Source organism: Brachybacterium sp. SGAir0954, from assembly GCF_005490785.1.
Classification (GTDB): Bacteria; Actinomycetota; Actinomycetes; order Actinomycetales; family Dermabacteraceae; genus Brachybacterium; species Brachybacterium rhamnosum.
This window is the reverse complement of the sequence record NZ_CP027295.1, coordinates 635143-658761: the sequence shown is the minus strand read 5'-3', so window position 1 is coordinate 658761 and position 23619 is coordinate 635143. Positions and strand designations below refer to the sequence as shown.

At 71.7% G+C, this 23619-nt stretch carries 17 protein-coding genes; 6 read left to right on the top strand and 11 right to left on the bottom strand.

What is annotated here, in order from left to right:
* Window position 1: 1 nt before the first annotated feature.
* The 7 genes from C1N80_RS02885 to C1N80_RS02855 all read right to left on the bottom strand — a co-directional run bounded on the left by C1N80_RS02885 (window position 2) and on the right by C1N80_RS02855 (window position 7255).
* Complete coding sequence (locus C1N80_RS02885) at window positions 2–676, bottom strand: YitT family protein (RefSeq protein WP_137769402.1); 675 nt, start codon at window positions 674–676, stop codon at window positions 2–4.
* A 242-nt stretch (window positions 677–918) separates the two neighbouring features.
* Window positions 919–1389: a 50S ribosomal protein L9 gene (gene rplI, locus C1N80_RS02880; protein ID WP_137769401.1), complete on the bottom strand. Its 471-nt coding sequence runs from the start codon at window positions 1387–1389 to the stop codon at window positions 919–921.
* A gap of 17 nt (window positions 1390–1406) precedes the next feature.
* Window positions 1407–1643 (bottom strand): 30S ribosomal protein S18, encoded by a 237-nt coding sequence (rpsR, locus tag C1N80_RS02875; protein ID WP_137769400.1) that lies wholly within the window; start codon window positions 1641–1643, stop codon window positions 1407–1409.
* Between the two features lie 98 nt (window positions 1644–1741).
* Window positions 1742–2326, bottom strand: a complete 585-nt coding sequence (locus C1N80_RS02870; RefSeq protein ID WP_137769399.1) for a single-stranded DNA-binding protein — start codon at window positions 2324–2326, stop codon at window positions 1742–1744.
* 140 nt (window positions 2327–2466) lie between these two features.
* Window positions 2467–2757 (bottom strand): 30S ribosomal protein S6, encoded by a 291-nt coding sequence (gene rpsF, locus C1N80_RS02865; RefSeq protein WP_137769398.1) that lies wholly within the window; start codon window positions 2755–2757, stop codon window positions 2467–2469.
* A gap of 240 nt (window positions 2758–2997) precedes the next feature.
* Window positions 2998–5553, bottom strand: coding sequence for a transglycosylase domain-containing protein (locus C1N80_RS02860; RefSeq protein ID WP_205750665.1), 2556 nt, complete (start codon window positions 5551–5553; stop codon window positions 2998–3000).
* Between the two features lie 223 nt (window positions 5554–5776).
* A complete protein-coding gene (locus C1N80_RS02855) occupies window positions 5777–7255 on the bottom strand; it encodes a CCA tRNA nucleotidyltransferase (RefSeq protein WP_370297180.1) in 1479 nt (492 codons plus the stop codon).
* A 100-nt stretch (window positions 7256–7355) separates the two neighbouring features.
* Between C1N80_RS02855 and C1N80_RS02850 the strand changes: the two genes are divergently transcribed.
* The 6 genes from C1N80_RS02850 to C1N80_RS02825 all read left to right on the top strand — a co-directional run bounded on the left by C1N80_RS02850 (window position 7356) and on the right by C1N80_RS02825 (window position 16495).
* Window positions 7356–9785: a DUF6049 family protein gene (locus tag C1N80_RS02850; protein ID WP_240811208.1), complete on the top strand. Its 2430-nt coding sequence runs from the start codon at window positions 7356–7358 to the stop codon at window positions 9783–9785.
* Window positions 9782–11518, top strand: a complete 1737-nt coding sequence (murJ, locus tag C1N80_RS02845; RefSeq protein WP_240811207.1) for a murein biosynthesis integral membrane protein MurJ — start codon at window positions 9782–9784, stop codon at window positions 11516–11518. Before C1N80_RS02850 ends, murJ begins: the two co-directional genes overlap by 4 nt.
* 55 nt (window positions 11519–11573) lie before the next feature.
* Window positions 11574–14168 carry a hypothetical protein gene (locus tag C1N80_RS02840; protein WP_137769397.1) on the top strand — a complete coding sequence of 865 codons (2595 nt, stop codon included), beginning with the start codon at window positions 11574–11576 and terminating at the stop codon, window positions 14166–14168.
* On the top strand, window positions 14165–14716 hold the full coding sequence (locus C1N80_RS02835; RefSeq protein ID WP_137769396.1) for a hypothetical protein: 552 nt from the start codon (window positions 14165–14167) through the stop codon (window positions 14714–14716). The genes C1N80_RS02840 and C1N80_RS02835 overlap by 4 nt, the downstream gene beginning before the upstream one ends.
* A 103-nt stretch (window positions 14717–14819) precedes the next feature.
* Entirely contained in the window at window positions 14820–15950 is a 1131-nt protein-coding gene (trxB, locus tag C1N80_RS02830; RefSeq protein WP_137769395.1) for a thioredoxin-disulfide reductase, read from the top strand.
* Window positions 15951–16105: 155 nt separating this feature from the next.
* Window positions 16106–16495 carry a hypothetical protein gene (locus C1N80_RS02825; RefSeq protein ID WP_137769394.1) on the top strand — a complete coding sequence of 130 codons (390 nt, stop codon included), beginning with the start codon at window positions 16106–16108 and terminating at the stop codon, window positions 16493–16495.
* Window positions 16496–19410: 2915 nt separating this feature from the next.
* Here the strand turns inward: C1N80_RS02825 and C1N80_RS02820 are convergent.
* From C1N80_RS02820 to C1N80_RS02805, 4 genes are all read right to left on the bottom strand, one after another.
* Window positions 19411–21276 (bottom strand): ParB/RepB/Spo0J family partition protein, encoded by a 1866-nt coding sequence (locus tag C1N80_RS02820; protein WP_137769393.1) that lies wholly within the window; start codon window positions 21274–21276, stop codon window positions 19411–19413.
* A gap of 91 nt (window positions 21277–21367) precedes the next feature.
* Entirely contained in the window at window positions 21368–22231 is an 864-nt protein-coding gene (locus tag C1N80_RS02815; protein ID WP_137771615.1) for a ParA family protein, read from the bottom strand.
* Between the two features lie 52 nt (window positions 22232–22283).
* On the bottom strand, window positions 22284–22949 hold the full coding sequence (gene rsmG / locus C1N80_RS02810; protein WP_137769392.1) for a 16S rRNA (guanine(527)-N(7))-methyltransferase RsmG: 666 nt from the start codon (window positions 22947–22949) through the stop codon (window positions 22284–22286).
* Window positions 22950–22957: 8 nt separating this feature from the next.
* Window positions 22958–23611 (bottom strand): R3H domain-containing nucleic acid-binding protein, encoded by a 654-nt coding sequence (locus C1N80_RS02805; RefSeq protein WP_137769391.1) that lies wholly within the window; start codon window positions 23609–23611, stop codon window positions 22958–22960.
* Between the last annotated feature and the right edge of the window lie 8 nt (window positions 23612–23619).

The window sequence follows — 23619 nt, the reverse complement described above, 5'->3', positions numbered from 1 at the left end:
CCTAGTCGGCGAGGGCGGCCGTCGCGGGGACCGGCGCCGCCCCGCGGCGCACGGGGATCGTCACCCACAGCAGCACGAGGTGCACGATCGGGCCGATGCCCAGGGCGTACACGACGGTCCCGAGGCCGACGGGCCCGCCGAGCATCCAGCCGATCGCGAGCACGCCGACCTCGATGACCGCGCGGACGGGGCCGACGGGCAGCCCCCAGCGGTGGTGGATCCCGGTCATGAGCCCGTCGCGCGGGCCGGGGCCCAGCTGGGCGCCGATGTAGACGGCGTCGGCGACGGCGTTGAGGGCGAGCCCGGCGACGAGCAGGGCGATGCCAGGGAGCAGGCCCTCGACGGGCGGCACGAGGTGCAGGGTGAGGTCCATCGAGACGCCGACCCAGAGGGCGTTGGCGAGCGTGCCGATGCCGAGCTGCTGGCGCAGCGGGATCCAGGCGAGCAGCACGACGAAGCTCGTGAGGATCGTGATCGTCCCGATGCTGAGCCCGGTGCGGCCGGCGATCGCGACGGAGAGCACGTCCCACGGGGCGGCGCCGAGGCCGGCGCGGAGGATCAGGCCGATGCCGGCGCCGAAGCCGGTCAGGCCGAGGAACAGGGTCAGCAGTCGCAGGGGGAGGCGATCGATCCGCAGCTGCTCGCGCAGCGGGACGTTCTGGAGGGCGGAGGGCATGGCACCATGCTCGCCCATCATCGGCCCCTCACCACAGGGCCGACCACGCGCCGCCTCCGCCACCCGCCCCGGAAGCCCTCACACACGGCGGATGGTCCGATTGTGTTCCACATCGACGTCGGATCCGGAACAGAATCGGACCATCCGTGGGGCAGGAGCGCGCACCACCCCCCGCGCACGACGACGCCCCGCCCACCATGACGGTGGGCGGGGCGTCGAGCGCAGGGTGCGAGAGCCTCGGATCAGGCCTTCACGGACCCCTTGGCGGCGACGACCTGGATGACCAGGTTCGCGAAGACGTCGTCGTGCAGACGCACGGTCGCCTTGTGCTCGCCCAGCGCCTTGATGGCGGCGGGGAACTCGACCGTGCGACGGTCGATGTCCTTGTCGAACACGGCCTTGACGCCGTCGGCGATCTCCTTGGAGGAGACGGCGCCGAAGAGGCGGCCGTTCTCGCCGGCGCGCTCGGCGACGACGACCGGCTTCGACTCGAGCGTCGCCTTGAGCGCCTGGGCGTCCTCGAGGTTCGTGATCGAGCGCTTGCCGCGGGCGGCGCGGATCTGGTCGAGCTGGCGCTGACCGCCGTTGGTCCACGGGGTCGCGAGACCGCGGGGCTGCAGGTAGTTGCGGGCGTAGCCGTCCTTGACCTCGACGACGTCGCCGGCGGCACCGAGGCCGGAGACCTCGTGCGTGAGGATGAGCTTGGTGGTCATGTGAATGCCTTCCTTGCTCAGCGACCGGAGGTCGAGTAGGGCAGGAGCGCGATCTCGCGGGCGTTCTTCACGGCCTTCGCGATCTTGCGCTGCTCCTGCACGGACACGCCCGTCACCCGACGCGCGCGGATCTTGCCGCGGTCGGAGATGAACTTGCGCAGCAGCGCCGCGTCCTTGTAGTCCACGGTCTCGAGACCCGCAGCCTTCAGCGGGTTCAGCTTCTTCTTCGGCTTACGAAGAACAGGCTTGGCCATCGTGGTGCTCCTTCTTTCTGTGGAGCCCGGGCATGCACCCGGGATGGAATGGATGAGTGTCGATCCTGGTCAGCAGGCTCCGGAGAGCCCTCTGCGGATCAGAAGGGAGGGTCGTCGTACCCGCCCTGGTTGCCGCCGGCCCACGGGTCCTGGTCGGCGCCGCCCTGAGGAGCGTTGCCGTAGCCACCCTGCTGGCCGCCGTTGTAGCCGCCCTGACCGCCGCCCTGCTGGCCGTAGCCACCCTGGCCGCCGCCGTTGAAGCCGCCGCCCTGCTGACCACCGCCGCCGTTGAAGCCGCGACCGCCGCCGCCTCCGCCGCGCTGCACCTTGGTGGGCTTGGCGGTGGCGTAGCGGAGCGACGGGCCGACCTCGTCGACCTGGAGCTCCACGGACGTGCGGTTGTTGCCCTCACGGTCGGTGTAGGAGCGCTGCTGGAGACGGCCCTGCACGACGACGCGCGTGCCCTTCTCCAGCGACTCCGCCACGTTCTCGGCGGCATCGCGCCAGACCGAGCAGCGCAGGAACAGCGCCTCGCCGTCCTTCCACTCGTTCGCCTGACGGTCGAAGGTGCGGGGGGTGGACGCGACGGTGAACGACGCCACGGCCGCTCCGGAGTTGGTGAAACGCAGCTCCGGGTCGGCGGTGAGGTTGCCGATCACCGTGATGACGGTGTCATTCGCCATGGGTGCTCCTCTGCTCCGAGTTCGGTGGGGTCAGTGGTGTCACTGGGAGGCGGCCCGGGGGCCGCGGATCGCCCGTCGGCGTGAGCCGGAGGCGATCGGGAGGGACGAGCCGCCGCGGAGCGGGGGCGCGTCCCGAAGGATCACTTCGCGTCGGCCCGCATGAGCTTGGTGCGCAGCACGGACTCGTTGAGCCCCAGCTGACGATCGAGCTCCTGCGCGGTGGCGGGGGTCGAGGTGAAGGTGAGGACGATGTAGATGCCCTCGGACTTCTTGTCGATCTCGTAGGCGAACTTCCGCTTGCCCCAGACGTCGACGTTGTCGATGGTGCCGCCCTCGGTAGGGACGACCTGGACCAGCTTCTCGAAGGTCCCGCTGACGGTCCGCTCATCGACGGACGGGTCGAGGATCACGACCATTTCGTAAGCGCGCATGTTTCGGTACCCACCTCCTGTGGTCTCAACGGCCACGGTCTCTCCGTGGCAGGAGGGTTCATGCCATCCGCGCAGCCGCCGGCGGCGCATGTCACGGACCGTGCAACCCTACCGGTCCCGGGAGGTGGGGAGAAGAGCGGGGCGGGAGCTGCGCGGGGGATCACAGCCGGGGCCGACGACGACGCGGCCCGCCCGTCCCGGAGGACGAGCGGGCCGCATCGTGGACAGGGGATCGGAGGGTCAGTCCCCGGTCGTCCCCGTGTCGGTCTTGCCCTCCTCGGCGCCCGCCTCGGTGGTCGGCTTCGTGGACGACGGCTTGGTCGTCTTCTCCGCCGCCGGCTTCTCCGTCGTCGTCTTCTCCGCGGGCTTCTTCGTCGTCGTCGACTTCTCCGTGGTGGGCTCCTCCGTCGTCGGCTCCTCCGTCGTGGGCTCCTCGGTGGTGGGCTCCTCCGTCGTCGGCTCCTCCGTCGTGGGCTCCTCGGTGGTGGGCTCCTCCGTCGTCGGCTCCTCCGTCGTGGGCTCCTCCGTGGTCGGCGCCTCGGTGGTGGGGGCTTTCGTCGTCGGGGCCTGGGTCCGCGTCGACTTGCGGGTCGTCGTGGTGCTCGCGACGGCCTTCTGGTTGTCCAGCCGCACGGCCTCGGGGAAGTCCTCGAAGTCCTGGCCCTCGAGGGAGCGGGACATGATCGAGCCCCAGATCTCCGTGGGGTACGAGCCGCCGGTGATGTTCGAGTAGTCGCCCCACGGGGTGAGCGGGTCCTCGCCGCCGTCCGCGTTCGGCTGGAACATGCCCACGCCGGTCACGAGCTGCGGGGTGAAGCCCACGAACCATGCGGAGCGGAAGGACTCCGAGGTGCCGGTCTTCCCGGCCACGGGGCGGCCGTCCATGATGTCGACGAGCGCCTTCGCGGAGCCCGTGCTGGGCGGGCCCTGGAGGGCGACGGTGGCGTTGGTGGCCACGCCCTCGTCGAGCACGCGCTTGGCGGTGTCCTTGTGCTCGTACTCCTTGGAGCCGTCGGCGTTGGTCATCGTCTCCACGATGTACGCGGAGTGGTAGACGCCGCCGGAGGCGATCGTCGCGTAGGCCTCCGCCATCTCGCGGACGGTCGGCGAGGCGCTGCCGAGCACGTTCGAGGCGTAGTCGTCCAGGCCCGGTGTGGTCTCAGGGAGGCCCAGCTCGATCGCGGCCTCCTTGGTCTTCGTGGGGCCCATCTCGACGTTCAGCTCGGCGAAGGCCGTGTTGATCGAGTTCGTGGTCGCCTGCGAGAGGCTCACGGTGCCGTAGTCGACCTTGTTGAAGTTGTTCACGGTCCAGCCGGGGAAGGACTTCGGCGAGTTGCCGTCCCAGGTCGAGTACAGCGAGTAGCCCTCCTGGAGGGCCGCGACGAGCGTGAAGGTCTTGAAGATCGATCCGGCCTGCATGCGCGACTGGGTCGCGTCGTTGATGGACTGCTTCACGTAGTCCTCGCCGCCGTACATGCCGCGGATCGCGCCGCTGGACGGGTCCAGCGTCATCGTGCCCACGCGGTTGTTCTCGGGGCGGTCGCCGAGGTCCTCGATCGACTGGACGGTGTTGTCCTGGACGCTCTTGTCCACCGTGGAGACGATCTTGAAGCCGCCGGTGTTGAGCTCGTCCTGCGTGTAGCCCTGGTTGATGAGCTCGGTGCGCACCTGGTCCAGGAGGTAGCCGTTGGTGCCGCCCAGGCTGTTCTGCTTCTTGGGCTCGGCGGTCTTCGGGAACTCGAGGGCGTCCGCCTCCGCAGCGGTGAGCACCCCGGTGTCGTTGACCTCGCGCTCGATCACGCGTGCCCACAGCGACTGCGCCTTCTCCTCGTTGACCGCGGGGTCGTAGGACGAGGGTCCGGGGATCACGGCGACCAGCAGCGCGGCCTCGGACTCGTCGAGCTCGGAGGCGGGCTTGCCGAAGTAGGCCTGGGAGGCCTCCTCGATGCCGTACGCGCCGCGGCCGAAGTAGATGGTGTTGAGGTAGCGGGAGAGGATCTCGTCCTTGGGGAGCTCCTGGTCGATCTTGATCGCCATGAACATCTCCTTGACCTTGCCCACGTAGCTCGTGTTGGTGCCGGTGTAGTACCGCTCCACGTACTGCTGCGTGATGGTCGAGCCGCCCTGGCGCGCACCGCCGGAGAGGTTGTTGACCAGGGCTCGGAGGATGCCCTTGGGCGAGATGCCGCGGTTCTCGTAGAAGGTCGCGTCCTCGCTCGCGACGACCGCGTCCTTGACGGTCTGCGGGATCTCGTCGTTCGCGATCGGGGTGCGGTTGATGTCGCTGAACTTGCCCATCTCCGTCTCGCCGTCGGAGAAGTAGACGCGGGAGGACTGGGCGAGGGCGAAGTCGGAGGGCTCGGGGACCTCGGTGCTCTTGTACAGCCAGACGGTGCCGGCGAGGCCCAGCAGCACGATCAGCGCGAAGGCGCCGGCGAGCAGGCGGAAGGACGGCAGCCAGCGCCAGAAGCCCTTCTTCCCGGCCCGCGGGTAGTTCAGGAAGTTCGTCGCGGCGACCTTGCCGCTTCCCTTCCCGCGCCCGCTGCGCGCCGGTGCGGCGTGGCGGGACGCCGCCGAGCGGCTCCCTGTCCCCGCCGCGGCCGCACCGCCCGCGGCGGCGCCGGCCTTCTTCGGCGTGCGGCTCGTGCCCTTGCTCGCGGAGGCCGCGGCGCCCGGCGCCGGCTTCTTCGCGTCGGAGGCCCCGGAGGCGCGACGTACACCTGCGGCGCGACGATTGCCGGCCGACGGGTTCGTGCGGCGCGACGAGCCGCGGGAGGAGCGTCCGGAATCGCTCATGGCTGCTGCTCCTGGTCTGAAGGGGTCGAGGACGCGACTGCCGACGGGCAGGCGACCTCACAGTATGAGCATCCCACCCCCGCCGACGGGAAGCCCCGGCGGCGAAGCACACACGGTGTGCACGTCTGCCGGGCGGTCCCTCACATCCTCCTCACACGGAGGCGGGGAGGCATCCAGCGTCCGTGCGGCGCGCGTCACCCGATCCCCCGGACCGACCGCCCGCTCAGCCCTCGGCGCGGGCCGCCCACCAGGCGCGCAGCTCCGCCTCGGCGCGCTCGGCGCCCAGCGGGCCGTGCTCCATGCGCAGCTCGAGGAGGTGCTTGTAGGCCTCGCCCACCTCGCGGCCCGGGGGGAGGTCGAGGATCGACATGATCGCGTTGCCGTCGAGGTCCGGGCGGATCCGCCCGATCTCCTCCTGCTCGGCGAGGCGGTCGATCCGCTCCTCCAGTTCGTCGTAGGCGCGGGAGAGGGCGCGGGCCTTGCGCTGGTTGCGGGTGGTGACGTCCGCCCGGGTGAGCCGGTGCAGGCGCTGGAGCAGGTCCCCGGCGTCGGTGACGTAGCGGCGCACCGCGGAGTCGGTCCACGGGGAGTCCGCGTAGCCGTGGAAGCGCAGGTGCAGCTCGACGAGCCGGGAGACCTTCTTGATGGTGTCCTTGTCGAAGGCGAGGGCCCGCAGCCGCTTGGCGGCCATCTTCGCGCCCACCGTCTCGTGGAAGCGGAAGGTGACCACGCCGCCGTCCTCGTAGCGGCGGGTGGCGGGCTTGCCGATGTCGTGGAGCAGCGCGGCGAGGCGCAGCACGAGGTCCGGCGCCTCGCAGGGGCCACCCGAGCCGGCGGGGCTCTCGAGGTCCATCGCCTGGTCGAGCACGGTGAGGGAGTGCTCGTAGACGTCCTTGTGGCGGTGGTGCTCGTCGATCGCGAGCCGCATCTCCGGCAGCTCGGGCAGCACGTGGTCGGCGAGGCCCAGCTCGACCATGAGCTCGAGGCCGCGGCGCGGCGCGACGCCCATCATGAGCTTGACCAGCTCGTCCTTGACCCGCTCGGCGGAGACGATGGTGATGCGCTCGGCGAGGTCCGCGACCGCGGCGGCGGTCATCGGCTCGATCCGCAGGTCGAGCTGGGAGACGAAGCGCACCGCGCGCATCATCCGCAGCGGGTCGTCGTCGAAGGACTGCTCGGGGGCGACCGGGGTGCGCAGCACGCCCTTGGCGAGGTCCTCGAGGCCGTCGAAGGGGTCGACGAGCTCGAGCGAGGGCAGGCGCACGGCCATCGCGTTGACGGTGAAGTCGCGCCGGGAGAGGTCCCCCTCGAGCGTGTCCCCGTAGGCGACCTGGGGCTTGCGGGACGCGGCGTCGTAGGTCTCGGTGCGGTAGGTCGTGATCTCGACCTTGACCCCGTCGCGGATCCCGCCGAGGGTCCCGAACTCGCGACCCATGTCCCAGATGCCGCCGTCGTGGGTCCAGCCGCGCAGGATCTCCTCGGTCTGCTCGGGGCGGGCGGAGGTCGTGAAGTCGAGGTCGGCGCTCACCCTGCCCAGGACCGCGTCGCGCACGGGGCCGCCCACGAGGGCCAGCTCGAGACCGGCCGCCTCGAAGCGGCGGCCGAGGTCGTGGATCTCCGCGGGCAGCGCCTCGAACATGGCGGCGGCCCGGGTGCGGGCGTTCTCGAGGCGGCGGGCGGCCTCGGCGGCGGGTTCGGTCACGGGGGTCCTGTCCTGCGGTCGATGTGAAGGTGGTGCGAGGGTCTGCGGAGCACGCGCGCCCGCGCAGGGAACTACGGTAGCGGCCGCATACAGTGTCCCCATGCCGTCCACCCGTCCGCTGCTGCGCCCGGTCCTCGCGGCGCTGCTGACGGTGACGATGCTCCTCGCTCCCGCGCTGCTGGCCGGCGCCGCGAGCCCGGCGAGCGCCGCCGCGCCCGCGTCCCCCGCCGCACCCGCGGCCCCGTCGGCCCCGTCGGAGGGTGGGGATTCCGCCGTCGACCTCACGCTCACCTCCCTGGATCCCACCTCCCTCGCGCCCGGCGGCACGCTCACCGCGCGGGTGAGGGTGACCAACACCTCCGAGGAGTCGCTCGACGCGGCGTCCCTCGAGCTGCGCACCCGCAGCTCGCGCGTGACCGACCGCGCGCAGCTCTCGCAGTGGGAGGGCCTCACGGGGCCGGACACGGCGGGTGAGCCCGTCGCCTCCTCCGATCCGACGGTCATCGCGCCGGGGGACTCCGCGACGCTGCAGATCCGCGTCCCCGCGGAGGACCTCGGCTTCAGCGGGGAGTCCTATCTGTGGGGCACGCGCCGCATCTCGCTCACGCTCTCCACGTCCGACGGTCCCCAGGACGCGATCCGCACCTTCGTGGTGTGGCGCCCCGAGGGGGCGAGCGGCAGCATCACCGAGTCGGTGCTGCTGCCCATGACCGGCACGGATCCGGGGGCCGCGGCGGCCGATCCCTCCGCCTACGCGGACTCCGCCGCCTCCGGGCACCTCGCCTCCCTGCAGGCCCTCGCCGCGCGCGAGGACGTGGACTGGTGGCTGGACCCGCAGCTGCTGGACCCGCCGCGGCTCGCGATCGCCGAGGAGGGCGATCCGCAGACCACGAACGGCGACGCGGCCGCCGAGTACGCCGTCCCGGAGACCGCGCAGGCGATCGCCTCGACGCTGCAGGACGCCGTCGGCTCCCGCACCGTGCTCGCCATGCCCTATGCGCGCACGGACCTCGCGGGACTCCGGGGAGGCGGCGCCACGGACCTCGCGGACGCGGCCGACGCCCTGGGCCGGGACACCTGGCAGGAGTCGGGGATCGTCCTGCGCTCGCGGGCCGTCGGCATCCCCGGTGACGAGGTCACCGCCGACGCCCTCGACGAGGCGGCCGCGACGGGGGCGGACACCGTCATCGTGCCCTCCACGTCGGTGCGGGAGGATCCGGGATCGGCCGTCACCCCCAGCTCGATCGGCACCTACGAGGCGACGGGCGCGACGGGATCCGGGCGGGACCTGCGGGTGCTCGCGCCGGATCCGGAGCTCTCCGCCGAGTTCGCCTCGCTCGACGGCAGCACCGACCCGGAGCTCGTGACCCAGCGGATGCTCGCGGAGACCGCGACGATCGCCTCGGAGTACTCGCAGGCACCGCGGCACCTGCTGATCAGCCCGGACCCGGAGGCCGCCCTGGACGCAGAGGCCGCGGGCACCGCGCTCGACGCCCTCGACGAGGCCCCCTGGCTCACCCGCGGGACCACCGATGCCCTGCTCTCCGCCGCGGAGCAGGACGCGGTCACGACGAACCCCTCGACATCGGGGGACGACCTCTACGCCCTCGGGGCGATCGATGCGGCGACCGTGGCTCCCTCGGCGGAGTCCGAGGACGGCACCTGGACGCGCACCGACCCGGCCGACGTCGCCGCGACGGACGTCGAGCCCGCCCTCGCCCGCCGGCTGCAGGACCTCTGGGGCGAGCTCGACACGCTCGGGGCGGTCATGGAGGACGACGCCGCGCTCGACGGTCCCCGCCTCGAGGTGCTCTCCGCCGCCTCGGAGCACTGGGGCTCCGCCGCGGACTCCTCCGCGCGGGCGGATCTGGCGGAGTCCGCCGTCGCGGACCTCACCGGGGCGATCTCCGTCGTCCCGACCTCCGGCTACAACCTCATCTCCGACTCGGCGGGCGTGCCGATCACGGTGAAGAACTCCCTGGACACGCCGATCACGGTGCGGATCGCGGTGTCCTCGGACCGCCCGATCGTGCGGGTGGGCGAGCAGCCCGTCGTGACGGTCCCCGCCCGCGGCCAGATCGACAAGACGGTCCCGGTCGAGGCGATCGCGAACGGCACCGTGACCCTCTCCGTGCAGCTGACCAGCGATCCCGACGCCGAGGACGCCCCGGACGGCGGGGCGCAGGCGCTCACCTCGACCTCCGAGGTGCCGCTCACGGTGAACCCGGCGTGGGAGAACTGGACGACCCTGCTGCTCGTGATCGGCATGGGCGCGCTCGTGGTGGTGGGCGTCGCGCGCGCCCGCCGCACGGGCTCCTCGCACCGCGCCCCGGCCGTGCACGGCCCCGAGGACCCGGTGGTCCTCGCCCGCACCGGCCGCTCCGAGCCCACCACCGAGCCGCTGCCGCCCACCGCCGACGACGCCGACGACGCCGACGACGCCGAGGCCCATCCCGACCCCACGACCGAGACCGGGGACGAGGCCGCCGCCGCGGCCGAGGACCCGGAGCAGAAGGAGGAGCGCCCGTGACGACACGTCCCCGCGAGCTCCGCACCCATCACGTTCCCCGCCACCGCCGCCACGGCACCCCCGGGAGCAGCTCCCGCCTCATGAAGGCCTCCGTGGTCATGGCCTCGGGGTCGATCGTCTCGCGGCTGCTCGGCTTCGTGCGGAACTTCCTGTTCGGCTCGATCCTCGCGGGCTCCATGTCCTCCGCCGGCAGCGCCTTCAGCGCCGCGAACGCCCTGCCCAACACGGTGTGGCTGTTCGTGGGCGGCGGCACGCTCAACGCGATCCTGGTGCCCGCGATCGTGCGCGCCGTGAAGCGGCCGGACCGCGGCAGCGACTACGTCTCGCGCCTCATGACCCTCGTGTCCCTCGTGTCGCTCGTGCTCACGGGGCTGTGCATGCTGCTCGTGCCCGTGCTGCTCGTGCTCACGAGCGGCAGCCTGCCGCCGGCGACCTACGCGCTCGCGGTGCAGCTGGGCTACTGGATGATGCCGCAGGTCTTCTTCTCCGCCCTGTACGTCATGTGCGGGCAGCTGCTGAACGCGCACGACTCCTTCGGCCCGTACCAGTGGGCGCCGGTGGTCAACAACCTCATCGGCATCGTCGGCGCGGCCCTGTTCCTGGGCATGTGGGGCGCCGTCGGCGACCCGTCGCAGTGGACCCTCGCGATGATCGTGGCGATGGCGGCGATCAACGTGGGCGGCTCCGCGGGCCAGGTCGTCTTCCTCACCTGGTTCGTCAAGAAGCTCGACCTGCGACTGCGGCCGCGATGGGGCTTCCGCGGGCTGGGCCTCGGCAAGCTCAGCAGGATCGGCCTGTGGACCCTCGCGATGCTGGGCCTCGGCCAGCTCGGCGTGTGGGCGACCCGCTGGTCCACCGGCGGTGCGGTGCACGCGGCGGAGGCGGCCGGGAAGGACTCTGACCTCGCGGCCCGCTATCCGGGGCTGCTCTCGATCGACTGGGCCTACCTCGCGTTCATGATCCCGCAGGGCATCATCGCGGTCTCCCTGGTCACGGCCGCCTTCCCGGCGATCTCGCGCAGCGCCGCCGCGGGGGACCACGCCGCGGCGCTCGCCGCGTACGCCCGCACGAACCGCCTGCTCGCGGTGCCGATGGTGCTGTGCACGGTCCTCTTCATCGCCCTCGCCGGCCCGATCATGTGGGCGATCGGCGGCGGCACGGGGCCGATCGGAGCCCGGGCGAACGGCGCGGTGCTCGTGGGCTACATGCTGGGCCTCGTGCCCTTCGCGGCCCTCTACCTCGTCAAGCGCGTGTTCTACGCGTACGAGGACGCCCGCGTGCCCTTCTACACGCAGATCCCGAACACGCTCGCCTCCCTCGTGGGTGCGCCGATCATCCTCGCCGTGGTGGACCCGGCGTGGGCGACGGCGACCGCGGCGACGGTGAGCAGCGTCGGCAACCTCGCCGGATGGCTCATGGCCCTGTGGTTCCTGCGGCGCCGTGCCGCTGCCCTCGGCGAGGCCGTGCCGGGCACACGGAAGGGTCTGGTGCTCGCGGGGAAGCTCGCGCTCGCGGCGCTCGTCTCCTGGGCCGTGGGGGCGGGGCTCGTGCAGCTACTGGACGGGGCCATCTGGTCCCACCGATCGGTCGCCATCGCCCTGGGCGTCGTGATCGGCGCGGTGGTCTCCGCGGTGTTCCTGGCCGTGGCCTGGCTGCTGCGGGTCGAGGAGGTCCAGCGCATGGTGGGCACCGGAACCCGGGCCCTCGGCCGCCTGCGCGGGGCGACCTCGTAGCATGGAAGCCGCCCGAGCTCGCAGCGAGGGCGAACACCGACGACAAGGACGGTCCGTGGACACGAACTCTCATCTGGACGCGCTGCGCTCCCGGTGGACCCTGGAGGGGCGGATCCCCCTGTCCGGGGTCGCCGAGGGCGCCTCGTGGCACCGGGCCCGCACGGTCGCGAGCGGGGAGGACGTGGCGCTGCTGGTCGTGCACGGCCCGGCCGCGCTCGAGGCCGCCGATGCCGTGCGCCGCGCGTATCTGGTGGAGGACCCGCACCTCGTGCCGGTCCGCGAGATCGTCGTGCTCGAGGATCCCCGTGAGGAGAGCGCGACGGACGGGACCGCGGGCGAGCCGACGACGGTCGTCGAGTACCCGCTGCCCACGTCCCCGCCGCTCGCGGCGCTGCTCGCCGACGGCCCCCTGCACCCCGAGACCGCGCGCGCCGTGATCGGCGAGGCCGCGACCGGGCTCGAGGTCGCGCGCCGTCGTGGCCTGCGCCATCAGCTGCTCGACTCCAACCGCGTCTTCGTCGACACGGCCTCCGGGGCGGTCTCCGTGCTCGGTGTGGGCGTCGAGGCCGCCGCGCACACCGATCTGGACCGCTCGCGGGAGATCGCCTCCTTCCAGGACACGCGCGCCCTCGTCGCGCTGCTGTTCCGGGCGCTCACGGGCCGCAGCCCGCGACCGGGGGCTGACGGGACGATCCCACGGCCATCCGCGCTGCGTGCAGAGGGCGCCCCGCCGATCCCCGAGGACCTCGACCTGCTGTGCGAGCTCGTGCTGGGCGGCGCCGCGGAGGAGGGCCCGGAGACCACTCGGGACCTGATCGAGGCCCTCGAGCCGTGGCAGTCGATCCCGGTGACCCTCGAGGCCTATGCGGGTCGCGGGGCGACCCCGGCTGCCTCCGCCCACGATGCCGCTCCGGCCGCGCCCGTCGTCGTGCCCGGCCGGGAGACCTCGGTGAGCGCGGGCTCCGCGGCGCCGACCTCCGGGGAGGAGGCGCCGACGTCGGACCCGACCCGTCAGCGGCAGGCCGACGCTGCTCCGGCCACCGAGTCGTTCGAGCCGCTCCCCGCCGACGGCGACCTCCCGGAGGAGGACACCGTCTCCCGCACCCCCGGCGCGGCCGCATCCGGCGCGGCCGCCGCGGCGACGGCCGGGGTCGTCGGCGCCGGCGCGGCATCGGCCGCCGTCGATCCCGAGAACCCCGAGGCCCCCGAGTCCTCGGTGCCCGCCGAGGAGCAGGAGACGACCGCTGCGCCCTCCTCCTCCGCGGCCGAGGGCGAGGCGAAGGCACTGGTGAAGGAGCTGCATCTCGATGAGCGCCGCTCCTCGAGCGCCTTCCCGGGCCATCTCGATGTCGCCGCTCCCGCGCCTCGCCCCGCAGCGACCGACACCGGGACCGATGTCGCCGCAGCGACGGGATCCGCCGCGCATACCGACGCGGCCACAGCTCATGACGCCGCGCCCCTGGCCGCCGGCGCGGGTGCGGCCGGTGCCGCGACCGTCGGCGCTGCGGCGGCCGTCGCCGCAGCCGCACCCTCCGGCCCGTCCTCACCGGCCGACCCGTCGGACCCGTCGGCCCCGACGAGTCCGTCGACCCAGGTGAGTCCCTCGACCCCGGCCGACGCGCCGGCCACCTCAGCACCGGAATCCGCCGAGTCCGGGGTGGCCCCCGCCGCGGCGGAGCCCGGCACGGCCGCCCTCCCCGCGGCCGCCGGCACCACCGCGAGCACCGCGCTCACCCCCGCCACGCATCATCGTCATGACTCCGCGTCCTCCGCGGCGGAGGGCACCGGCCCGCTCGCCGTCTCCGGGCGCACCGAGTCGCTCGCACCGGTCGACTCCGGTCCGATCGTCGTGCGCGGCCGCGACCGCTCCGCCCTCGAGTCGGACATCCCTGAGGACACGGTCCCCGCCTCCCGCAGCTCCCTGCTGCGCGAGGTCGTCGGCGTCGCGGTCGATGCGGACGACCCGCAGACCTGGGGCCTCGGCCCCGCACAGCCCGCCGCCCGCTCGCGCCAGGCCCAATGGATCCTGCTGGGCGCCGTGCTGCTGGTCATCATCGCGATGGTCTTCGCGATCACGTCGATCACCTCGGGGCTGCGCCAGCGGGTCGAGAACCCGCTGAACACGCAGCCGGTCGCGACCGCGACCACCGCCGCACCGAGCGAGGAGGCGAGCCCTACCGCCGAGGAGGAGAGCCCGTCGCCCACCGCGACCCTGCCCGCGCCCGAGGTGACCGGGGTCGAGGAGTTCAACTCGAGCACCCTCGACCATCCGGAGCAGGCCTCGCGCATCACGGATGGCGACACCGGCACCTTCTGGTCCACGAAGCTGTACACGAGCTCCGACTTCGGCGGGCTCAAGGACGGCACGGGCATCAAGCTGACCTTCGCGGAGGAGTCCACGATCACGAAGGTCACCGTGACGACCGCCCGCAACACGGGCGGGACGATCGAGCTGCACGCGGTGAACGCCGACGGCAGCCTCCGCGACGTCGCCGCGACCGCCCAGTTCAACGGGGACGGCGAGGCCGTCCTCACCCCGAAGGAGCCCCTCGAGGCCGACGGCGCCGCGCTGTGGATCCCCGACCTCCCGCAGGACAGCGTCGAGACCGATCGCTACCGCGGCCGGATCGCCGAGGTCCGCGTCGAATGAGCCCGCGCCCGGCCCTCCGGCGGGTGCACGGGCTGTCCTCCCGGCTCCCGAACTTCCTCGGGATCCCGGTCGTGGTGATCCTCGCGGTGCTGGTCGTGGCCGCGCTGATCGGGCTGCAGCTGTCCACGGCGCTCGAGCAGTCGAGCACCACACACCCGCGGGCAGGTGTCGCGGTCGACACGGAGAACGGTGCCGGGAAGAATTCGGCGGGTCTGCCCGTTGTCACGGAGAGCTCCCTGGGCACCGAGGTCCAGAGGCTCGTCGACGCCGGCACCATCCAGCCGATGACGAGCTTCGACGCCGCGACCTGCCTGCAGACCCTCGGGAGCGCCGATGCGGTGCTGATCATGGAGGAGGTCGCGTGGGGAACCGACCAGACGTCGGCCTGGCTGCTCGTGCACGGTCCCGTGGACCGCGACACGCTCCAGGCCACGGGCGGCACGGTCTCGGTCACCGTGGTGCGCCCCACCTGCGGCGACGCCTCGACGCAGGCGGATCCGTCCCAGGTGGGCCTCTGGAGCGGCACCGTGCTCATCGAGGGCGTGTGAGCGCCGTCCCGCCTCGTCCCTCGCCCGCCCCCTCCGACCCCTTCGCGCCGTACGCTCGTCTGCGTCGCCGCGCCGTTCCCGTCCACCTCCGGAAGGACCTCCCATGACCCAGCCGATCCAGGCTCTCAACATCCTCGGCGCCTCCGCCACCTCCGCGCAGGCCTGCGGGCCCGAGGGCTGCGAGGCCCCCGAGACCGCGCAGGACGGCGCGGCGCAGGACAGCACGGTGCACGAGGTCGTCATCGTCGGCTCCGGTCCCGCGGGCTACACGGCCGCGATCTACACGGCCCGCGCCGAGATGAAGCCGATCGTCCTCGCGGGGGCGCTCGACGCCGGCGGCGCGCTGATGACCACGACGGACGTCGAGAACTTCCCCGGCTTCGCCGAGGGGATCCAGGGCCCCGAGCTCATGACGACCATGCAGGAGCAGGCCGAGCGCTTCGGCGCGCAGATCGAGTTCGAGGACGTCGTCGACGTGCAGCTCGAGGGCGACGTCAAGACGATCACGCTCGAGGACGGCACCGTGTACCGGGCGAAGTCGGTGATCATCGCGACCGGTTCCGCGTACCGCCGCCTCGACGTGAACGGCGAGGACCGCCTCTCCGGCAAGGGCGTCAGCTGGTGCGCCACGTGCGACGGCTTCTTCTTCAAGGACCAGGACATCGTCGTGGTCGGCGGCGGAGACAGCGCCGTCGAGGAGGCCACCTTCCTCACGCGCTTCGGCCGCACGGTGACCCTCGTGCACCGTCGTGACGCGCTGCGCGCCTCGAAGATCATGGCCCGCCGCGCGGAGAGCGACCCGAAGCTGTCCTTCGCGTGGAACAGCGAGCTGGTCTCGATCAACGGCGGTGAGAAGGTCGAGTCGATCACCGTGCGCGACACGCAGACCGGTGAGGAGCGCGAGATCGCGACCTCCGCCGTCTTCGAGGCGATCGGTCACCTCCCGCGCACGGAGCTGTTCCAGGACAAGCTCGAGCTCGACGAGCAGGGCTACATCGTCGTCGAGGGCCGCACCACCCGCACCTCCGTGGAGGGCGTCTTCGCGGCCGGCGACGTCGTCGACCACACGTACCGCCAGGCGATCACCGCCGCGGGCTCCGGCTGCCAGGCAGCGCTGGACGCCGAGCGCTGGCTCGCGGATCGCGACGCGGAGGCGGAGGAGACGGCCGACGTCGCCGACGCGCCGACCGACGCCACCGCCGCCTTCGTCTCCGAGGCCGCCGCCCGCGCCTGAGGCGCACCGACCGCACGAGGCACGATGAGCAGCAACCATCGATGAACAGCACCGATCCGGCCGCAGGGGCGGCTCCCGAGCAGGGAGCCGCCCCTGCGGGCTCTGAGCTGCTCGTCCTCGTCACGGCGTCATGGTGCGCTCCGGCGCGCCCTGCGGTGACGATCCTGAGGGAGCTCTCCCGCCGCTGGGGACCCGATCGCACCGCCGTGCACCTCCTGGACCCCGAACCGGCCCTCCTGGATGCCCTCGGGGTCGAGGTGCTGCCCACCTGGCTGCTGCTCGAGCACGCGGGGCCCGGCGAACCCGCCGCCGTCCCGGATACCTCCGCCGCGCCCAGCCCTTCCGCCGCGCCCGATGCTCCCGACGCTGAGCGTTGCACGACCGGGCGCTCCACCGTCCGCCGGACCGTCCGCACCTCCACGCTCCTCCCGACCCCCACAGGGGAGCGGATCGAGCTCCGTGGCTCCTGGACAGAGCTGCATCGACGCACGGGAGCTCTCCCGAAGCACGTCATCGACGAGGAGTTCGGCCCGTTGCGGAGCTGAGCAACCGCTGCACAGGAGTCCACGAAGTGCCGCTGACGGGCACGTCAAGTTGCCCCGGACTCACCGCGATGACGTGCACCGATCCCCGCATCCACATGGTTGTCCACATCGAAGTCCACAGCCTTCGCGGGCTCCGTCCACAGAGTTATCCACATTGGTGTGTGGAGAGAGCAGCGAGACTCTGATCGCCCGAGTGTCGGGCTGATCGTGCTGTGACCTGCGGTGATACTGATCTCCAGGAAGGGGTGCCCAACAATTGGTCCTGTGGTATGGGTCATAGTCCGCCGATCTGGTTGGATCTCTTGGGGACCGCGTCTATCGCTGTCCACACCGTTTCCCACAGTGTGCAAAAGTGGCGTCGGAGCACTCTCCCCGCATCGTCGCGACGTCGCGACGACTCATGTCGTGTGTGCGCGGCGTCGAGCTCTCACGGCTGCCCCGACCTCTCTACCTGATCTCCCAACGGAGTATGGACATCGCCGGAGCAGCCGGGGAGTGGTTCCACGACGAACATCTGAGCGCTGTCGCGCGCTCACGACATCTGCTGACCGCGACCGCTCCCGCCCCGGCACTCCACACTGCGCGCCGTCCGTCCAGCTGCGGTCCACCACCTCGTCATCTGCACCACGGCAGGACTTCTCCCATCAACGACAACAACTCATCATGTCGTTCTTCTCGGGGTTCACGCGAAACAGGACCCGTGCCTCCGCTTTGGCTTGGCGCGTCTAGCGGGGTTGTCTCTGTCCCTCCCGACGGGGTCCCATGTCCTCATGGTTCGCCGTGAAACCCTCGGGGGCCTGTCTCGGGCACTTAGTGCGCACGCGGGAGAGACGCTGGTGGTCGTGTCCTACTCTCTCGCGCGGATCAAGGACCGGGCGCCGACGTCCGTTCCCCGTGAAACGTCGATTCTGCGCGTCGAGCTGCTTCTCTGGCCGCAGCAGTCGATGGCCTCGGCACGCCGAGCCCATATGCATGCTCACCAGCAGAGATGACCTGGACGAGAATGACAGCGCCTCTGCCGCGCTCCGAGCCCGCGCCGGGACTGGTTTCGCGTGAAACGTCGGTCGCCGGCCTCCGGCGATGAGCCACCTGCGTGCCGAAGAACAGCATCGTGAGCTTCCCGAAAGACTCCGTCGACATGGAGTGTGGTCTGAGTCGTGTCTCCATCGACAGCCTCGGGTACCGTCGACCTCGACTCCCACAGCACGGCATTTTGGGAAAGGGCGGAAGTTTCACGTGAAACGCACGGAAGGCGAGTGTGCGCTCCCTGGACTGGACTCGCGCCTCCCCGCAAGAGAGCGACCTTGCGGCGAGTTTCCCGTGAAACAAGGCGTCCTTTGTTGATCAACGCTCGTGAACACTCTTCAGAAGAGGAGAGGCGATGTCAGGAGTCCTCATGGGTGCTGCCAACTCCTCCGTCATTGATGTCTCGGCAACAAGTACCTGGCCACTCCTCCCACTGATTGCCATGCGTGGCTGTCTCCGTCCAGGGGAGACAGAACGGCGGGCGAGTTCCACGGGAAACACCGAGGTTGGCGCCTAACGCGTTGTCGCCGTGTCGTGATGCTGCGAACTCGCAGCCCTTCACGATCTGCCCCCGCGCTGCACATCAGCGTGATCATGGCGAGCCCATGCGCAACCGACGACGATGCCCCCTCTCCGAGTCACGGCTGGTGCGTCGTGCGCGGGGCGTGTTGTGTTCCACGGGAAACGCGACAGAACCGCTCTACACCGACGCGAGTTTCACGGGAAACTCTCCGATCTGTGTATGGATGCAACTGTGTTTCACGGGAAACGACGTCGCCGAGGCGCAAGGTTCTCGCGTCGTGCGTGGGTAGCCGTCGCATCGCGGCAGAGCATCGTCTGGGGGGAGTGGGCACATCACTGTTCACGTGCTCCTCATCGGGCGGGGGCGCACTGTGCCGATCAGCGAGCACGTCGGCCGGCGCCGCGTTGCGGGCCATCGGTGGGCCCCCCGCACGCGTTTCACGTGAAGCTTCGACACCCGCAGTCCTCTCCGGCCGTTCTGGCCTGCGCGTGCACGAACGACTTCGAACCGCCGTTGAGGGGAGAGAGCTACGACATGGCCAACAGCTCTGAGAAAGGGGGCATTGCTTCCTCTGCTCCTGCTGTCGCGGTCCAACATTCCGTTCCGTTTCACGGGAAACTCACCCATCGCACCCTCCCCTCGGCAGCCGGCCCCACCCTGCGCTGTGTCAGACGTGAGCGGTTCGCGGGGGAAGGAGGGTGGGGTCGAATGGAGCAAGAGTGTGTACCCAGCTCGTTCGGACCCCATGCCGACGGGGCAAGCCGTTCATGTTTCACGGGGAACATGCCGGTGACCTGCAAGAATGTCGGGCCCACCACAGGTGCCGGGCGGAACGGCGTGCTGTCCGGCCACCGATCCCTCTCCTGGGGGGGGGTTTAACGTGTGTCCGAAGGACGTGCCCACACCCGCGGCGACCCCGAGACGCCACGGCCCCACGTGACACCGGCCGGGAGCGCCCACCCGGCGGCTGACGTTCAGGTCGCTCACTCGCGAGCACCACCGCTCCTCTCTACTGGCAGTCATGCGGTACGCGAACCGAGCTCACGGTCGGCGAGGGGAGCTCATCGCGGGGTCGGGGGCCGAATCCACAGAGTTGTGCACATCGGTGGACAACGTCGAGCGAGTGACCTCACCCGCGCCGACCCCGGCCCTCGCCGCATGCATCCCACGGGCGCTCTCGGGGACTCCACCACTTACCTCGGTGGTGAACCGTACACATCGGACTTCTAGGGTGTATCGGTACATCACACTCGTCACCCTCTCCCCTCCCGGGGATGCGCGACGGGCCCGCACCCCTGTGGGTGCGGGCCCGTGGCACGAAGAGTCGCTGCAGGTTCTCCGAGACGTGCAGAGCAGTCGGGGAGGGTCAGTCCTCCACGGAGGTCTCGAGCCCCATGGTCTCCACCAGGCGCTCGAGATCCTCGAGGTTGGTGAACTCCAGGGTGATCTTGCCCTTGCGCTTGCCCACGTCGATGCGCACCTGGGTCTCCAGGCGGTTGGAGAGCCGGCTGGTGAGGTCCACGACGTGCGGATCGTAGCTGGAGCGGCGCACGGTGCGTGCGGGGGCCTGCTGCCCACCACGGGCCACCAGACGCTCCACGGCGCGCACGGAGAGCCCCTCCGAGACGATGCGCTGCGCGAGCTCCTCCATGAGCGAGGGATCGTCCAGGGAGAGCAGGGCACGGGCGTGACCGGCGCTCAGGGCACCGCTCGCGAGCCGGCGCTGGACGAGCGCGGGGAGGCGCAGCAGCCGCAGGGTGTTGGTGATCTGGGGCCGCGAGCGACCGATCCGCTCGCCGAGCTCGTCCTGCGTGCAGCCGAAGTCGTCGAGCAGCTGCTGGTATGCGGCGGCCTCCTCGAGCGGGTTCAGCTGGGACCGATGGAGGTTCTCGAGCAGCGCGTCCCGCAGGAGGTCGTCGTCGCTCGTCTCCCGGATGATCGCCGGGATCGAGGGGAGGCCGGCACGGCGGGCGGCGCGCCAACGGCGCTCGCCCATGACGAGCTCGAAGGACTCGCCGTCCTCGGTGACCGGGATCGGCCGGACGACGACGGGCTGCAGCACGCCGACGTGGCGCACGGAGAAGGCGAGCTCATCGAGCTCATCGTCGTCGAAGAGCGTACGGGGGTTCCGAGGGTTCTCCCGGATCTCGTGGATCGGGATCTCGGCGAACTCCGCCCCGGGCACGGGGAGCAGGCTGTTGTCGTCCGTGGCGGAAGAGACGGGCTCCTCGGCCGTGGACGGCTCCTCCGGCGCGACGGGCTCCTCGATCTCCTCGGTCCCCGACGCCGCGGCGCGGGCCTGGGCGGGCGTCAGATCGACCGGCTGCACGTCGACCACGGGGCTCGACTCGGCGGGCGAGGAGAGGGCCTCCTCCGCCGCCGGGGCCTCGGTGCTCTCCGCCGTCGACACCTCCGGAGCTCTCTCCTCCTCCGGGGGAGCGGTCACCCGGGTGGTCGGCTCGACCGGGGCCGACGGGGCGCTCTCGGCGGCGGGCGCCGGGGCTGTGCTCGCCGGGGTCTCCGCAGCCGTCGTGGACGCGGAGGGCGTCGAGGACTCATCGGCTGACGTGGACCCGGCGACCTTCGAGGACGACGAGGGCTTCTCGGCGGCGGCCGTCGAGGGAGCGGCCGTCGACGCCGAGTTCTCCTTCGAGGCCGTGCTCGTCGAGGCAGCGGCCTTCGACGGCGTCGCCTTCGAGGTGGCCTGCTTCGAGGTGGCCGACGTCGATGCCGCGGCCTTCGAGGAGGAGCTCTTCGCAGCAGCCGGCTTCGAGCTGGTGGTCGTCGACGAGGACGCCTTCGAGGAGGTGGACTTCGATGCCGAGGACGCGGCGGCGCTCTTCTTCGCCGGGGTGCTCTTCTTCGCGGGGGAGCTCTTCGCCGGCGCGCTCGTGGAGGAGCTGCGGCGGCGGGTGCTCGGCGCCTTCTCCTCCTCCGCAGCGGCGCGGGAGGCGGTGCGCGTGCCCCGGCCGCGGCGCTCGGCGGCGGCCTTGGCCATGTCGCCGGCGAGGTCACGGGGGTTGCTGCGCCCACGGGATGCGGCATCGTCCTCGCCCACGCGGTCGCCGCTGAAGAACATGTCCACGGGGCGCTCCGACGCAACGCGCTCACTCGGGGAATCGGTGCGGGGCGTGCGGGTGCGCAGCTCCGGGGTCGGCGTGGTCGCCGGTGCCGATCCCGCGCCGGGGATCAGGGCGCCGAGTCCGCGTCCGAGTCCTCGTTTCTGCGTCATCTCCGTGGTCCTTCCGAGAAGCAAACGTGCATGGGCCGAAGTCGATCCCGGTCCGCAGGGGACGGCCGAACGGCGGACGGGAAGAGGGGTGTCACGGGGCGGGACGGACGGTGATCTCGTGCGCCGCGGCCCGGTAGGCCAGGGCCCCGCTCGACCCGGGATCGTACGTGAGGACCGTCTGCCCGTAGCTCGGCGCCTCCGAGATCCGCACCGAGCGCGGGATCGTCGTGACGAGGGTCTGCTCGGGGAAGTGCTCCCGCACCTCCGCGGCGACCTGCGCGGCGAGCCGCGTCCGGGCGTCGTACATCGTCATGAGGATCGAGGAGACCTGCAGATCCGGGTTCAGGTGCTGCCGGATCAGATCGATGTTGTTCAGCAGCAGCGTGAGCCCCTCGAGGGCGTAGTACTCCGCCTGGATCGGGATGAGCACCTCTCGGGCCGCGACCAGGGCGTTGACCGTCAGCAGGCCCAGCGAGGGCGGGCAGTCCACGAGCACGTAGTCCAGCCGCGGCAGACCCTCCTCCCCGCGGTGCGCGAGGAAGTCACGGATGGCGTTCCGCAGGCGGTTCTCCCGGGCCACGAGCGAGACCAGCTCGATCTCCGCACCGGAGAGGTTGATCGTCGCGGGGGCGCACTGCAGGCGCGGCATGTCCGGCACGTCCTGGACGACGTCAGCGATGGGGGCGGAGTCCACGAGCACCTCGTACATGCTCGGCACCTCGGCGTGGTGCGCGATGCCGAGGGCGGTCGAGGCGTTGCCCTGCGGGTCCGCGTCGATCACGAGCACGTGCAGGCCGCCCATCGCGAGCGCCGCCGCCAGGTTCACGGTCGTGGAGGTCTTCCCCACGCCGCCCTTCTGGTTCGCGACGGTGATGATGCGGGTCGTCTCCGGAGCGGAGAAGGCCGCCTTCTCGAGCTCCCGGCGCCGGGCATGGTCCCGCGTCAGCTCCCGCATGAGCGGGGTGTCGTCGAGGGCGCCCCCGGTCGCGGAGGCGTCGCCTGGCCGATCAGCCACGGGGGTCTCCCTTCCTGGTTGCTCGTGCGCGGCGGCGCACGTGGACCACTGTAGTGGGAAGGTCGACCTCCCCCTCCCCGCAGCGGAGCACGGTCCCCTCGTCCCCGCCGAGACGCCGCAGCACCTTCTGCGCGGCGTCGAGCTCGTCCTCCGCGGAGGAGCCCTTCATGGCGATGAGCGAGCCGCCGTCGGCCACGAGCGGCATCGTCCACTTGGCGAGCTTGTCGAGCGCCGCGACCGCCCGGGCGGTCACGACGGCGAAGTCGCGGTCCCCGTGCAGCTCCTCCGCGCGGGCGCGGACCACCTCGAGGCCCAGGTCCAGCTCGGCGTCGACCTCCTCGAGCCACGTCGCGCGCCGCTGCATCGTCTCGATGAGGGTCACGGGCAGGTCGGGGCGGGCGATCGCGATGACCACGCCGGGCAGCCCCGCCCCGGAGCCGACGTCGGCGAGGGAGGCGGCGTCCTCCGGGATCGCGTCGCTCAGCAGGGCGCAGTTGATGATGTGGCGCTCCCACAGCCGCTCCACCTCGCGCGGGCCGATGAGGCCGCGCTCCACGCCCTGCTCGGCGAGGAGGTCGGTGAAGCGCTGCGCGAGCTCCAGACGGTCGCCGAAGAGGCGCTCCGCCGGGGCGCGCAGGTGCTCGGGAAGCGCCAGCACGACGGGCCTCAGGACGCCGGATAGATCACGACGTGACGGTTCTTGCCGTCGCCGTCGGATTCGGAGCGCAGCCCCGCGCCCTTCGCGACGTCATGGACCACCTTGCGCTCGAAGGGGTTCATCGGGCGCAGCGGCACCGGCTCCCCGCCCGTGCGCGCCTGCTCCACGGCGTCCTCGGCGAGCTGCTCGAGGTCGCCCTTGTGCTCGGCGCGGAAGCCGCCGATGTCGAGCATGAGGCGCGAGCGGTTCCCGGTGCGGGTCTGCACCGCGAGGCGGGTCAGCTCCTGCAGCGCATCCAGGAGCTCGCCGCGCGGGCGGTTGAGCTTCGCGAGGCGCTCGGCGCCGGCGATCTCGACCGAGGCCCGGTCGCCGTCCACGTCGATGTCGATGTCGCCGTCGAGGTCCGCGATGTCGAGCAGCTCCTCGAGGTAGTCGGCGGCGATGTCGCCCTCCTCCTCGAGACGGCGCATGCGCTCCTCCGCGCTCTCGCGCGGCTCCTCCTCGGTGACGGCGGACTCGGGATGCTCGACCTCGGCCCCCTCAGCCGAGAGAGCCGAGGGGGTCGCGGCCGCGGGGGTCGGGGCGGCGGCGCTCTCGACGGCAGAGCTCTCGACGTCGGTGCGGTCCTCGCCCGGGGTCGGGTCGACGGTGGTGTCAGTCATGGGGATCT